This is a genomic window from Bizionia sp. M204 (assembly GCF_023205095.1).
GTDB classification, from domain to species: Bacteria; Bacteroidota; Bacteroidia; order Flavobacteriales; family Flavobacteriaceae; genus Algorimicrobium; species Algorimicrobium hallyeonense.
Genome location: NZ_CP046242.1, coordinates 2,539,510 through 2,553,648, shown reverse-complemented (window position 1 = coordinate 2,553,648; position 14,139 = coordinate 2,539,510). Strand labels below are relative to the sequence as shown.

The 14,139-nt window shown below is 35.7% G+C and carries 13 protein-coding genes; 10 read left to right on the top strand and 3 right to left on the bottom strand.

Going from position 1 to position 14,139, the window contains the following annotated elements; translation table 11 throughout:
• Window positions 1-18: 18 nt before the first annotated feature.
• The gene (gene thiL, locus GMA17_RS11850; protein WP_248396441.1) at window positions 19-1,068 is read left to right on the top strand and encodes a thiamine-phosphate kinase; all 1,050 of its coding nucleotides are present in this window, start codon (window positions 19-21) and stop codon (window positions 1,066-1,068) included.
• A 12-nt stretch (window positions 1,069-1,080) separates the two neighbouring features.
• Here the strand turns inward: thiL and GMA17_RS11845 are convergent, their stop codons facing one another.
• Window positions 1,081-1,359 carry a hypothetical protein gene (locus GMA17_RS11845; protein ID WP_248396438.1) on the bottom strand — a complete coding sequence of 93 codons (279 nt, stop codon included), beginning with the start codon at window positions 1,357-1,359 and terminating at the stop codon, window positions 1,081-1,083.
• A 63-nt stretch (window positions 1,360-1,422) separates the two neighbouring features.
• The gene (locus GMA17_RS11840) at window positions 1,423-2,196 is read right to left on the bottom strand and encodes an alpha/beta fold hydrolase (RefSeq protein WP_248396436.1); all 774 of its coding nucleotides are present in this window, start codon (window positions 2,194-2,196) and stop codon (window positions 1,423-1,425) included.
• 76 nt (window positions 2,197-2,272) lie between these two features.
• Here GMA17_RS11840 and brnQ point away from each other — a divergent pair, with 76 nt between their 5' ends.
• The 5 genes from brnQ to GMA17_RS11815 all read left to right on the top strand — a co-directional run bounded on the left by brnQ (window position 2,273) and on the right by GMA17_RS11815 (window position 5,865).
• Window positions 2,273-3,565 (top strand): branched-chain amino acid transport system II carrier protein, encoded by a 1,293-nt coding sequence (brnQ, locus tag GMA17_RS11835; protein WP_248396434.1) that lies wholly within the window; start codon window positions 2,273-2,275, stop codon window positions 3,563-3,565.
• A 5-nt stretch (window positions 3,566-3,570) separates the two neighbouring features.
• Window positions 3,571-4,419: a helix-turn-helix domain-containing protein gene (locus GMA17_RS11830; RefSeq protein ID WP_248396432.1), complete on the top strand. Its 849-nt coding sequence runs from the start codon at window positions 3,571-3,573 to the stop codon at window positions 4,417-4,419.
• Between the two features lie 133 nt (window positions 4,420-4,552).
• Entirely contained in the window at window positions 4,553-4,936 is a 384-nt protein-coding gene (locus GMA17_RS11825) for a DoxX family protein (RefSeq protein ID WP_248396430.1), read from the top strand.
• Window positions 4,937-4,961: 25 nt separating this feature from the next.
• Window positions 4,962-5,282, top strand: coding sequence for a thioredoxin (gene trxA / locus GMA17_RS11820; protein ID WP_248396428.1), 321 nt, complete (start codon window positions 4,962-4,964; stop codon window positions 5,280-5,282).
• Window positions 5,283-5,307: 25 nt separating this feature from the next.
• The gene (locus GMA17_RS11815; RefSeq protein ID WP_248396426.1) at window positions 5,308-5,865 is read left to right on the top strand and encodes a carboxymuconolactone decarboxylase family protein; all 558 of its coding nucleotides are present in this window, start codon (window positions 5,308-5,310) and stop codon (window positions 5,863-5,865) included.
• Between the two features lie 118 nt (window positions 5,866-5,983).
• On the opposite strand, the gene GMA17_RS11810 is transcribed toward GMA17_RS11815, so the two are convergent.
• Entirely contained in the window at window positions 5,984-7,276 is a 1,293-nt protein-coding gene (locus GMA17_RS11810; protein ID WP_248396424.1) for an aminopeptidase P family protein, read from the bottom strand.
• Window positions 7,277-7,505: 229 nt separating this feature from the next.
• On the opposite strand from GMA17_RS11810, the gene GMA17_RS11805 reads away from it, so the two are divergent.
• From GMA17_RS11805 to GMA17_RS11790, 4 genes are all read left to right on the top strand, one after another.
• The gene (locus GMA17_RS11805) at window positions 7,506-10,349 is read left to right on the top strand and encodes a glycosyl hydrolase (protein WP_248396422.1); all 2,844 of its coding nucleotides are present in this window, start codon (window positions 7,506-7,508) and stop codon (window positions 10,347-10,349) included.
• 59 nt (window positions 10,350-10,408) lie between these two features.
• Window positions 10,409-11,290: a hypothetical protein gene (locus GMA17_RS11800; RefSeq protein ID WP_248396420.1), complete on the top strand. Its 882-nt coding sequence runs from the start codon at window positions 10,409-10,411 to the stop codon at window positions 11,288-11,290.
• 158 nt (window positions 11,291-11,448) lie between these two features.
• Window positions 11,449-12,126 carry a succinate dehydrogenase cytochrome b subunit gene (locus GMA17_RS11795; protein WP_248396417.1) on the top strand — a complete coding sequence of 226 codons (678 nt, stop codon included), beginning with the start codon at window positions 11,449-11,451 and terminating at the stop codon, window positions 12,124-12,126.
• 14 nt (window positions 12,127-12,140) lie between these two features.
• Window positions 12,141-14,138, top strand: coding sequence for a fumarate reductase/succinate dehydrogenase flavoprotein subunit (locus GMA17_RS11790; RefSeq protein WP_248396415.1), 1,998 nt, complete (start codon window positions 12,141-12,143; stop codon window positions 14,136-14,138).
• The last annotated feature ends 1 nt before the right edge of the window (window position 14,139 follow it).

The following is a 14,139-nucleotide window of genomic DNA, read 5'->3' as shown; positions in this document are numbered from 1 at the left end:
GCTTCTTATTTTTGCATTATGATAGAAGATAAAAATCAACAACGCACCCAATTAGAGAATTTAGGCGAATTTGCTCTAATAGATCATTTGACATCGAATTTTAAAATTACTCAAAAATCAACTATAAAAAGTATAGGTGATGATGCGGCTGTTTTAGATTTTGGTAAAAACCAAGTCGTTGTTTCTACCGATTTATTAGTGGAAGGCGTGCACTTCGATTTAAGTTATATGCCTCTGAAACATTTAGGTTACAAAGCCATTATGGTAAATTTATCGGATATTTATGCTATGAATGCTATGGCAACACAAGTCACAGTTTCCATTGCGGTTTCTAATAGATTTCCGCTAGAAGCCTTGGAAGAGTTATATGAAGGCATTCATACAGCAGCCAATATATACGGTGTGGATGTAGTTGGTGGTGATACGACTTCCTCGACGTCCGGATTATTAATTTCCGTTACCGCAATTGGAGAAGTTGCTAAAGGTGAAGCTGTTTACAGAAGTGGTGCTAAACCGAATGATTTATTAGTGGTTTCAGGAGATTTGGGTGGTGCTTATATGGGATTACAAATTTTAGAACGCGAGAAAGCCGTGTTTAAAGTGAATCCAAACAGTCAGCCTGACTTAGACCAATATACCTATATTGTTGAAAGGCAATTAAAGCCAGAAGCGCGTAAAGATATTATTACTTTATTAAAAGAATTGGAGGTGAAACCAACGTCTATGATTGATATTAGTGATGGATTATCATCTGAAATATTACACTTATGTAAACACAGCGCGGTAGGTTGCGATTTATATGAGGATAAAATCCCTCTAGATCCTCAAGTAATTTCTACCTGCGAAGAATTTAATATAGATAGCACAACTGTTGCTTTAAATGGTGGTGAAGACTATGAATTATTATTCACCATTGCGCAAGAAGATTTCCCTAAAATACAAGCAAATCCTAATTTTAGTGTTATAGGTTTTATGCAAGAAGCTAGCGCTGGCATGCATTTAGTTACGCGTGCTGAAACTAAAATTCCATTAAAAGCTCAAGGTTGGAAGAGTTTTAATGACGAATAAGCCGTTTTGCAATTAACCCGTAACTCGTAGTGTATTGTCTGTGTAGCTGTTAGAGGCTAAGCGCAAAGCGCGACGTGAATACATTTGCTCTAGGATACTGTTTATTTCCATAAATTTTGGAGTCAGTTCCGTAAGCTTACCATTTCCATTAGTGGTGGCTTGCTTTTTACAATGCTTACATTGGTACTCTTTAACGTGTAAAGTTACTTTTCGCGAAACGTGAAAATCATGACCAAAAATATTGCAATATAATTTCGGTATGAAAGCGATTTTTTGATTAGTAGGTTTCATTCTTTTTGGTTTTGGGTTCCATAAAGCTATCAAAAAAAACACTTTAACCGTTAAAATCAACAATTATTCGATGAAATGCACAATTTCATGTAGGAATAAACCTTCATTTTCAATATAACTCATGTGTCCATCAGGAAAAATGACAAAATTAGTATTTGTCTCTTCGGCTTCCTTTACAAGATCATCACATGGAATAACCGTATCATTACGACCAATAATTAGTAATTTAGGAAATATAGCTGTTTTGAGAATATCAGTTCGGTCAGCTCTAATTTTCATGCCTTCCAGAGCCGCTATTATGCCTTGTTGCTGTGTTTTTAGTGCTTCTTTTTTGACATGAGAAATTTCGTCAGTAAGTAAAGACTGGTTTTTTAAAGCGAATAAATTAGTAACAGCCATACTAACAAAAGCTCTGTGGTTTTGCTTAACCGCTATTACAGCACGTGTTCTATTTATTTTTCGTTCAGGACTATCTGCCTTTGCCGTACTATTCGCTAAACATAATCGCAATATCATAGTGGGGAATTTTTCAGCGAAAGCTAGTGCCACATAGCCACCCATGGAATGACCAATAAAAATACTTTTATCAATTTTTAAATGAACTAAAACCGCATGAATCATTTCTGCCATCAGTTCCATGCTATGAATATATCCCAAACAACCCGTTTTACCATGTCCTAATAAATCAATGGCAATTACCCGATTGGTCTGGATAAGTTCAAGTGTTAAGCGTTCCCACATCGTGCTGTTTTCTAAAAAGCCATGAAGCAAAACGATTGGTGTTCCTTTGCCTTGGTCGGAATAAAAAACAGGAGTACCTTTATAGTCTAATATCATTTTTAAAGTATCTTGGACAAAGATAGCAGAGTTTAAATCTTTATTTAATAATCCATTTTTGTTTTTCAGAAATTATATGAATAAAACCAAACAAACCTTTATTGTTGCTTTTGCACTTTTTTCATTATTTTTTGGAGCAGGTAACTTAATTCTGCCGCCATATTTAGGCGTGCAAGCGGGAGGGAATTGGTATTTGGTAGCTTTTGGTTTTGCTTTAACAGCTGTTATAATCCCCATTTTAGGAATATATGCGCATGCTAAATTGCAAGGCACTATGTTCGATTTTGGCAAAAAAGTATCACCCATTTTTAGTTCGGTTTATTGTGTGTTTATGTATGCCATTGCCGTTGCTTTACCTGCACCACGAACAGCTTCTGTAACACATGAAATGGCAATTGTACCATTTTTTGATTCGTCTACCTTACTAACAAGCTGTATTTATTTCGCCTTGGTTTTTCTGTTTGTTATGAATCGCTCGCGCCTTTTAAGTTTAATTGGTAAATATTTAACGCCTCTAATTGTTATCATATTATTAATCATAATTGGTTTAGGAATTTATGGCGGCTCATCAGAAACAGTTACTACGGCTGTTAGTTCACCATTTGCGCTAATAACATCTGGAATTTTTGAAGGCTATCAAACTTTTGATGCTATTGCTGGTGTTGTGGTTGGTGCTGTTATTGTGTTGTCTTTAAAAACGTATGGAGAAGGTACTTTCGAAGAAAAGAAAAAACTAATCTCTCAAGCTGGATTCATTGCAGGCTTCGGACTATTCATTATTTATGCCGGCCTTATAATCTGTGGGTATTTGTTGCAAGCTAGTTTTCCGGAAAATGCAACCCGAACGGAAGTTTTAACCAGTTTAAGTCAATTAACGTTGGGTAATATAGGAACCACTTTTTTGAGTGTTTTAGTCGCTTTGGCATGTTTTACAACTGCCGTTGGTATTGTAACGGGCGCATCTGATTATGTTAGTGGCTTATTCCAGGATTCTAGAAAAGCATATACTATAACTGCTATGTTATCATCCGTAATAGGTGTTATTGTTGGGAGTTATAATGTGGCCTTTATTATTGATATCGCGTTGCCAGCACTTATGTTTATTTACCCTATTACTATTGTGTTGATTCTGTTGAATGTGTTGCCACAAAAATTTGTTTCTGAAACTGTTTTTAAAGCCGTTGTATTGGTCACATTTATTTTCAGTATTCCCGATTTTTTAAAATTTTTAATCCCTGTAGATAATTTACAAGGTGTCTTGAATAGTATTCCGTTAGCAAATCATAGTTTGGGTTGGGTGTTGCCAGCTTTAATTGTATTTCTCTTGTTAAATTTTAAGAATTTTACGACTAAAAGATTAGCGAATTAAAAATTATGGCTTTACAAGACATCATATCCTATAATTATCAAGATATTTTCTCCTTAAGTATAGTTGCTTTTGAGAAAGCGTGTGTTGTCAATAAGCCAGAGCAAGTTCATGCCTATAATATGTATTGGATTAAGGACGGAAAAGGGTCTTATAACATAGATTTTAACACCTATAAATTTGATGGTGAAGTGCTTTTCTTTTTAACACCTGGACAAGTTTTTTCAGTTGAACATGAAAAGATTAAGTCAGCTTACAAATTGACTTTTGTTCGAGATTTTTACTGCATTCAAACGTATGATACAGAAGTGTCCTGCAACGGTGTGCTTTTTAATAATATATACGAAACACCTTTTGTAAAACCTTCAGTAAAGGAATCTTTAAAATTAGAAATTATTTTAGAAGGCTTAATTGAAGAATTTCAAAATAACGAAACAGCCCAATATGATATGCTTCAGGCATATTTAAAACAGTTTATTGTAAATGCAGTCAGAATAAAAAAAGAGACCGGTAGGATTAAAACAGATGAAGACACCAAGCTCTTTAAAGATTTTAGCTTATTGGTTGAACAGAATTTTAGAACGCTTCATAGTGTTACAGAATATGCTAAACGTTTGGGATTATCACCAAAATCATTGACCAAACATTTGCAATTATTAGGTGCCGACACACCGAGTGATGTTATTAAAAAACGTATTATTTTGGAAGCTAAACGTCAATTAATATATTCAGGTGAATCTGTTAAGCAAATAGCTTTCAGTTTAGGGTTTAATGATCCAGCTTATTTTAGTCGCTTTTTTACAAAAGCCACTTCCCAGTCTCCGCTTCAGTATAAAAAAGACTTCAAAAGCCAGTAATATTCTTATTAAGTGCCTTATTGAATGCTATTCTACAAGCATTAGGAACTTTTGTCCATTTTTCTAGGGAATGATTGTGCGCATCTTTGCAGTGTAACAAAAAACAATCATTAACACATTAAATATTAGGATTATGAAAAATGGTAACTTATTAATACGCATCGGATTCGGATTATTATTTGTTTGGGGAGGCGTTGAAAAATTTATTGAAGGATTTTTAGGAGGTGTTGGTCTTCAAAACATGGCAGACTTTTTAAAAAGTAGCGGCTTGGCTTTTTTAGGCGATACAGGAACCTATGCTCTTGGTGCTATTTTAGCGGCTTTAGAGTTAGTGGCAGGAATCTTATTATTTGCTAACAGAAAATTATTTGAAGCGTATGCCTTTTTAGCATTCATCATGTTTATGGCATTAGTATTAGTACATATTCCTTCTGGTAACTGGATGAATATCATGATTCATGTTGCTTTACTTTTCTCATTAGCAGGTTTAGCAATTCAAAGTAAAGAGTTGAAATAATTTACAAATCTTAAATACATATATAATGGATATTCAATTAAAAACAGCAGACTTTAATAAGACCATAGAAACAAATAAAAATGTGGTATTAGATTTTTATGCGGATTGGTGTGGGCCTTGCCAGACATTATTGCCAATCGTGAACAAATTAGCCGCCGAGTTGCAAGATAATGTGGTTATTAAGAAAGTAAATGTTGATCAGGATCGTGAATTAGCTGCCCAATTTAATGTTAGAAGTATACCTACATTAGTGTTTTTCAATGAAGGAAAAGTTATAGATAGACATTCGGGATTGCTTACAGAAACAGGCTTAAGGGAGAAAATCAACCAAATGCCAACCGTATAAATTAAAAACTTTAAAATATAATATTATGAATACAAGAATTGAAACATTAAATCCAGAAACAGCAACTGGAAAATCAAAAGAGCTTTTTGATATCGTAAAAAATAAAATGGGAATCGTGCCAAATCTTCTAAAGGTTATGGGGAATTCACCAGCCACTTTAGAAACCTATTTAGTACTTGGACAATTAACTGAAAAAGGAAATTTCCAGCCTCAATTTAGAGAGCAATTAGCACTTGCTATTGCAGAAACTAACAGTTGTGATTATTGTCTGTCAGCACATACTTTTATTGGATCCAAGCAAGGTTTAAGTGGAGAAGAAATAGATAATAACCGTCAAGGATTGTCGGCAGATTCTAAAACACAAGTAGCTTTGCAGTTTGCTAAAAAAGTAACTGATGATAAAGGAAAGATTAGTACGCAAGATTTAGAAACCTTTAAAGCCGCTGGATTTAACGATGAAGATGTTATGGAAATTATACTAAATGTCGTGTCCAATACATTAACAAATTATGTCAATCATATAGCTGAAACAATTATCGATTTTCCAAAAGTGGAAGCTGGCAAGTTTTCAATGACGGTTTAAAATAAGTCGAGCTAAAGGACGCGTTGTTTTCACCAGATGGAAATAGACTGGATTATAAATACAAAGAAGGCGCTTTAATAAAAGCGCCTTCTTTTAGTATATAAACGTTTGAAACTAATTATGAATTCATAATATCTTCAATCTCTTCCAATTCAATAGGGATATTGCCCATTAAGTTTTTCGGTGCTCCAGATTCTTGAATCACTAAATCGTCTTCCAAACGGATACCAAAACCTTCTTTAGGAATATAAATCCCAGGTTCTACTGTAAAGACCATATTCGCTGTCATAGGTTCATGAAGTAAACCATAATCATGCGTGTCTAAACCAATATGGTGAGACGTTCCATGCATGAAATACTTCTTGTAAGCTGGCCAATCAGGGTTTTCATTTTGAACATCCGCTTTGTCTAATAAACCTAATTTTAAAAGTTCAGACGTCATTAATTTACCAACTTCTACATGGTAATCCGCCCAAATAGTTCCGGGAACTAGCATTTTTTCAGCTTCTTTTTTTACATGATTTACCGCGTTATAAACGTCTTTTTGTCGGTCGTTAAACTTTCCTGAAACAGGAATAGTTCTCGTCATATCACTCGAGTAATTAGCGTATTCTGCACCTACATCTAATAGGATTAAGTCGCCAGCCTTACATTCTTGATTATTCTCAATATAATGTAACACATTGGCATTATTTCCAGACGCTACTATAGGTGTGTAGGCAAACCCTTTAGAACGATTTCTTAAAAATTCGTGCATTAACTCCGCTTCAATTTCATATTCCATAACACCAGGCTTCACGAAATTTAAAAGACGGCGGAAACCTTTTTCTGTAATATTACAGGCTTGTTGCATGATGTCCAATTCAATCTTATCCTTTACGGAACGTAAACGCTGTAAGATAGGATTACTTTTGGCTACATTGTGAGCTGGGTACTGCTCTTTTAGTTTTTTATTAAAACGGTCTTCACGTGTTTCCGTTTCGGTATTAGCACGATAATGCTCATTGGTGTTTATGTAAACCGTTTCGCATTGTGCCATGACTTCTTTAAAAATTTTATCAAAATCCTGTAGCCAATAAACGGTTTTTATACCAGACGTTTCAAACGCTTTTTCTTTGGTTAGTTTCTCACCTTCCCAAACCGCAATATGATCGTTGGTTTCTGTAACAAATAGTATTTCTCGATGCTTTGGGTTTGGGCAGTCTGGAAATAGGACCAAGATGCTATCTTCTTGGTCTACACCACTTAAATAAAATATATTTCGGTCTTGTTGAAATGGAATGGTGCTATCTGCACCAATAGGGTATACGTCATTCGAATTAAAAACAGCTAAACTATTGGACTTCATTTGCGCCATAAAGTTTTTTCTGTTTTTAATAAAGAGTTGATTGTCTATAAGATGGTATTTCATGTGTTTGTTTTTTAATTGTCACATGTGTTCGCAATAAAAAAATTATCATTGGTAATAATGTTTTTAGAGCGCTCATTTCATGTGCTTAATTTTGATTTATTCAAAGTTACATGTTTCAAGATAGTTAAGAAAAATATCACATCACTTTTGGTTAATTTTAACACCAAATTTTGATGCTAGTTGCTTTATGTTTAATTTTCAATTTTATTCAATTAAGCACTCCTTTTTTATGAAATGCCTTCAGCTAATCAATTATGGCTTTGTTTTAATGGTTGCAACTGCCTTTAGCCAACAACCTGCAACACCTTTTACTTTAATAGAAAAATCATTAGAACTGAAACACGTTTTAATGCAACAATCGCGCGTTAAAAATATCCCATTTACTAATATTGGACCTACGGTAATGAGTGGTCGTGTAACGGATTTAGATGTGAATCCCGAAAACCCCATCGAGTTTTATGTGGCCCATGCTTCCGGAGGTGTTTGGCATACTGTAAATAACGGTGCGTCTTTTGTGCCAATTTTAGATTCGGCCCATACACAAAATGTAGGTGATATTGCTGTGCATTGGCCTACTAGAACTATTTGGGTTGGTACAGGCGAAAATAATTCGTCGCGTTCTAGCTATGCAGGAATTGGTGTTTTGAAATCTATTGATAATGGCAAAACATGGGAGCATGTTGGATTGCCAGATTCGCATCATATTGGTCGGATTTTAATAAATCCTGATAATCCAAATACTGTTATTGTTGGCGCCACAGGTCACTTATATTCGTCTAATAACGAACGCGGAATCTATAAAACTTTGGATGGAGGTAAAACATGGAAACAGACCTTGTTTGTAGATGATTCTAGTGGTATAATTGATGTGCAACAGGAGCCAAATAATTTCAATACCCTATATGCTTCTTCTTGGACACGAGACCGAAAAGCATGGAATTTTTCAGGAAATGGTGCTAATTCCGCAATTTATAAAAGTGAAGATGCAGGAAATACATGGCAAAAAATATCGACTGAAGCTGGTGGTTTTCCTACGGGAATTGGTGTTGGTAGAATAGGGCTAGCTGTTTTTAATGAAAACATAATTTACGCCTTGCACGATAGCCAATTTCACAGATCGGATTCAAAAGGAAAAAGCGAAATACGTGGCTTAACAAAGGAAGACTTTAAAACCATGACCGTAAATCAGCTACTAGATATAGATGATAAAAAGCTGAATAATTATTTAAAAACCAATGGTTTTCAAGAAAAATATCGCGCAGATAATGTGAAGCAACTCGTGCGGACTGGGACCGTAAAACCCATAGATTTAGCGCATTATTTAGAGGATGCCAATGCCATGTTATTTGATACGCCAGTAATTGGTGCTGAGGTTTACAAAAGTACAGATGGGGGGAAATCTTGGAAAAAAACACATGACGATTATTTAGAAGGTTTGTACTTTAGTTATGGTTATTATTTTGGTGAAATTCGTGTGGATCCCCAGGATGCAAATGGGATTTATGTTTTAGGGGTTCCCATTTTAAAATCGAAAGATGGTGGGAAAACATTCACATCTATCAGTCGCGAAAATGTCCATGCTGACCATCAAGCGTTGTGGATTAATCCTAAAAAATCAGGTCATTTAATTGATGGTAATGATGGAGGATTAAATATCAGTTATGACGATGGTGAAAACTGGGAAAAACTAAATGTGAATGCCGTTGGACAATTTTATGCCATTAATGTCGATAACCAAAAACCTTACCATATTTATGGTGGCTTGCAGGATAATGGGGTTTGGGTTGGTCCTCATAATGCTAGAGAAAGCAAAGGTTGGCATCAAAGTGGGCAATATCCATGGGAAGAACTTATGGGTGGCGACGGTATGCAAATTCAAATAGATAGTAGAAATTCTAATATCGTTTTTACAGGGTATCAATTTGGTAATTATTACAGAATAAACAGAAAAACCAACGAACGAAAATACATTCAGCCAAAGCATGAATTAGGCGAAACCCCCTATCGTTTTAATTGGCAAACGCCAATCTTGTTGTCGCCACATAATCAAGATATCTTGTATTTGGGCGGCAATAAACTCATGCGTTCCATGAATCAAGGTGACACTTGGCAAGCCATTAGCCCCGATTTAACCAATGGCGGTAAAAAAGGAAATGTTGCCTATGGAACCTTGTCCAGTATTAGTGAATCGCCATTTAATTTTGGATTAATATATACAGGAAGTGATGATGGTTTAGTTCAGGTATCTACAAATGCTGGTGGTTCTTGGGAATTGATTTCTAATAGTTTTCCAAAGGATTTATGGGTGTCACGCGTAATTGCATCTCAACATAAAAAGGAACGCGTTTATGTAGCACTCAATGGTTATCGTTGGGACGACTTTAGCACTTATATATATATGTCAAATGACTATGGAAAAACTTGGAAAGCTATCGCTTCCAATATGCCTATGGCTCCTGTAAATGTGATTAAGGAAGATCCAAAAAACGAAAACATTTTATATGTCGGGACTGATAATGGCGTTTATGTGTCCTTTAATCAAGGTGATTATTGGGAAGCCTTTTCAAATGGTTTGCCAGCTGTTGCTGTACATGATTTAGTTATTCACCCAGACGCTAACGATTTAATATTAGGAACTCATGGCCGTAGTTTATATATCGCCAATATTGAGCCGCTTCAAAAAGTGAATGCTGCTTTATTGGCTAAAAATGTAACGGTATTTCCTATGGAATCGATGCGTTATTCCTCACGATGGGGAAGTTCTTGGAGTCAATACTTAGAGCCTTATGTGCCAGAAACTAGTATTAAAGTTTATGTGAAGGATGCCGGAAAACACACTATTGAAATTCGTTCAGCAAACAACGATTTACTAAATAGTATTACTGCTTATTTGGATGCAGGCTTCAATTATGTTTCTTATGATTTGTCGATAACCGAAAAAGGCAGAAAAGCACTGATGAAGCAACAATCGGATTTAACTATTCCGAAAGCGCAAAACGATACATACTACCTGCCAAAAGGTCTTTATAGTGTTCAAGTATCAGGGGAAATTGTGGATTTTGAAGTTAAGTAAGCATACAGTAAACATACTTTTTTTATTAAGTTTACGTTATTAACCCCAAATATTAAATTATGAAAATTTTAAATCTAATTATGTGCATCGTTCTTCTAGGAATTACTTCCTGTAGTAATGAATCTATAAACGAGCCTATAAGAAATCCTGCACCTGAAGAAGCCAATTTGGTTATTAAATTCAAATTTGATCCAAATCAAATTCGCTTGAATAATTTGGGTCAGCCAGCAACTATTCCAAATGGAAATGCGGCACAATCGCCAAATTTTGCAAGGATGAGTTCAAATTATATTGAATTAGCACCTACAGCAAATACCTTATTAGGAGAAGGAGCCATCGTTTACGACGGGCCATCAACGAATTTAGGAGGTGAAAAAGCTATAGATTTCAGTCAGGCTAAATTTGCCGGAAGTAATGAAACGTTTGTAACCATTCCGTTAAGTGAAATTGCAGCAGGTAGTTATAGTTGGGTACGCGTATCTTTAGCATATCAAGAAGGCGCTATTAATTTTTTAGCGGCTGATGGAAATGAGTATTCGGGAACATTAGCAAGTTTTGTTGGGTATAATACATATATTCCAGACTTAACATTTAATGGTGTTACTTTTCCGGTTAATGCTAATAAACTTCAAGGCTTTTGGGCTTTTGAAGCTTTAGGTTTTACATCTCAAGGTCAGGCTCCACCTGGAGCAACAACAGTTCCAAATCCGTTATTTGATTCCTCACCAATTCCGCAGGGTTCTTGTGTGGTAACAGGCAAATTTGAAAATGGACTAAACATTACTGGAAATGAAACCGAAGATGTCGTTGTTACCTTATCATTTTCTGTAAATAATAGTTTCGAGTGGACCGAAATTACAGCCGATGGCAAATATGAACCGCAAGCGGGAGAGCAGTTAGTGGATATGGGTGTACGTGGCTTGATTCCAATGATTGATTAACATTAAGCTTTAACAAATATTAAACCCGTTTGATAGTATTAGTTGAACGGGTTTGCTTTTCTGTTTAAAATCATTCTAAATAGATAATATAAATGTCTGTATTTTGTCTAAAACTGATTTGAAACGTATCTTTGTTTGATAAATATTAAACTTCAACAATGAGCGGAATTTTGAATTCTTCGATTGGAAGAAAATTTGCCATGGCACTTTCGGCACTCTTCCTAATGATTTTTTTACTACAGCATTTTGCTATAAACCTCTTATCAGTATTTAGTTCTGATACGTTTAATGATGTGTCTCACTTCATGGGAACCTTCTGGTTAGTGCAGTATCTTTTTCAACCTATTTTAATTTTCGGTGTTATGTTCCATTTTATAATGGGATTTGTGCTAGAAATTAAAAACAATAGTGCTAGAAAAATTAGTTATGCTAAAAATAATGGCAACGCCAATTCATCATGGATGAGTAGAAACATGATTTGGAGTGGAGCAGCTATTTTGGCTTTTATTGTGCTTCACTTTATCGATTTTTGGTTTCCAGAAATTAACACCAAGTATATCCAAGGAGATATGTCTGGATTATTAGCCGATGGCGAAGGATTTAGATACTACGAAGAACTGGTTCATAAATTTGAAAACCCACTACGTGTTGCAGCTTACTGTTTAGCGTTTGTGTTTTTAGCATTGCATTTATTGCATGGTTTTATGTCCGCCTTCCAATCCATTGGAGCAAATAACAAATACACACGAGGATTAAAAGGTTTTGCAAAAGTATATGCAATAGGTATTCCATTAGGATTTATTTTTATTGCGCTATTTCATCACCTAAATCACTAAAAAATATATCTAATATGGCTTTAGATTCTAAAATACCAAAAGGTCCACTTAAAGATAAATGGACTAATCATAAAAACTCAATCAATCTGGTTAACCCAGCAAACAAGCGTTTAATAGACGTTATTGTTGTAGGTACTGGATTAGCTGGAGGTTCAGCAGCGGCAACGTTAGCGGAATTGGGTTATAACGTAAAAGCTTTTTGCTTTCAAGATTCTGCCAGACGTGCGCATTCTATAGCAGCACAAGGCGGAATTAATGCCGCTAAAAATTATCAAGGTGATGGTGATTCAACCTACCGTTTATTTTATGATACGGTTAAAGGTGGGGATTACCGTTCGCGTGAAGCTAACGTATATCGTTTAGCTGAAGTATCTGCTAATATTATTGACCAATGTGTGGCACAAGGTGTTCCTTTTGCACGTGAATACGGAGGATTATTAGATAACCGGTCATTTGGTGGTGTATTAGTTTCCAGAACATTTTATGCAGCTGGTCAAACAGGTCAGCAATTACTATTAGGAGCTTATTCGGCATTAAATCGTCAAATTGGTCGTGGTAAAGTAAAAATGTACAGTCGCCATGAAATGTTAGACGTTGTTGTAGTAGACGGAAAAGCGCGTGGTATTATTGCACGTAATTTAGTAACCGGTGAAATAGAACGTCATTCAGCGCACGCTGTTGTTTTAGGAACTGGAGGTTATGGAAACGTTTTCTTTTTATCAACAAATGCCATGGGTTCTAATGTAACGGCCGCATGGAAAGCGCATAAGCGTGGTGCTTATTTTGCGAATCCATGTTACACACAAATTCACCCAACTTGTATTCCTGTTTCTGGAGATCATCAATCAAAATTAACCCTAATGTCCGAATCGTTACGAAACGATGGACGTATTTGGGTGCCTAAACATAAAAAAGACGTTGAAGCTATTCGTGCTGGAAAATTAAAACCAACACAATTAGAAGAAGCCGATCGTGATTATTATTTAGAACGTCGTTATCCAGCCTTTGGTAATTTAGTGCCTCGTGATGTTGCATCGCGTGCCGCTAAAGAGCGTTGCGATGCTGGTTATGGTGTAAATGCTACGGGCGAAGCGGTTTATTTAGATTTCGCATCTGCATTTATGCGCTACGGAAAAGAGCAAGCCCACGTAAAAGGATTAGATGAAAATGATGAGGCACTTGTTAAAAAATTAGGGCAAGAGGTAGTAAAAAACAAGTATGGTAACTTGTTCCAGATGTATGAGAAAATTGTTGATCAAAATCCATACGAATCACCAATGATGATTTATCCAGCCGTTCACTATACCATGGGAGGTATTTGGGTAGATTATAATTTGCAAACTACCGTACCAGGATTATATGCCATTGGAGAAGCTAACTTTTCAGATCACGGTGCTAACAGGCTTGGTGCCTCGGCTTTAATGCAAGGTTTAGCAGATGGTTATTTTGTATTACCTTATACAATTGGCGATTATTTAGCGGATGATATTAGAACAGGCCCAATTCCTACAAATTCAGCAGCATTTGATGAAGCTGAAAAAAGTGTTCGTGATAATATTGAACACTTAATTATTAACAACGGAACGCATTCTGTTGACCATTTCCACAAACGTTTAGGGAAAATTATGTGGAACAAATGTGGTATGGCTCGTAATGCAGAAGATTTAAAATCTGCTATTGTAGAGATTGCGGAGCTGCGTAAAGAATTCTGGAAGGATGTTCGCGTACCAGGAACCAATGAAGAGTTTAATGAAGAACTTGCAAAAGCATTACGTGTTGCCGATTTCCTAGAACTAGGTGAGTTGTTTGCTAAAGATGCGCTTTTACGTGAAGAATCTGCCGGTGGACACTTTAGAGAAGAATATCAAACCGAAGAAGGTGAAGCACAACGTAGAAAGGAATTCCAATACGTTTCAGCTTGGGAGTATAAAGGTGAACCAAAAGACGCTTTGTTACACAAGGAAGATTTGGTTTTCGAAAATATTGAAGTGAAAGAAAGAAGTTATAAATAAG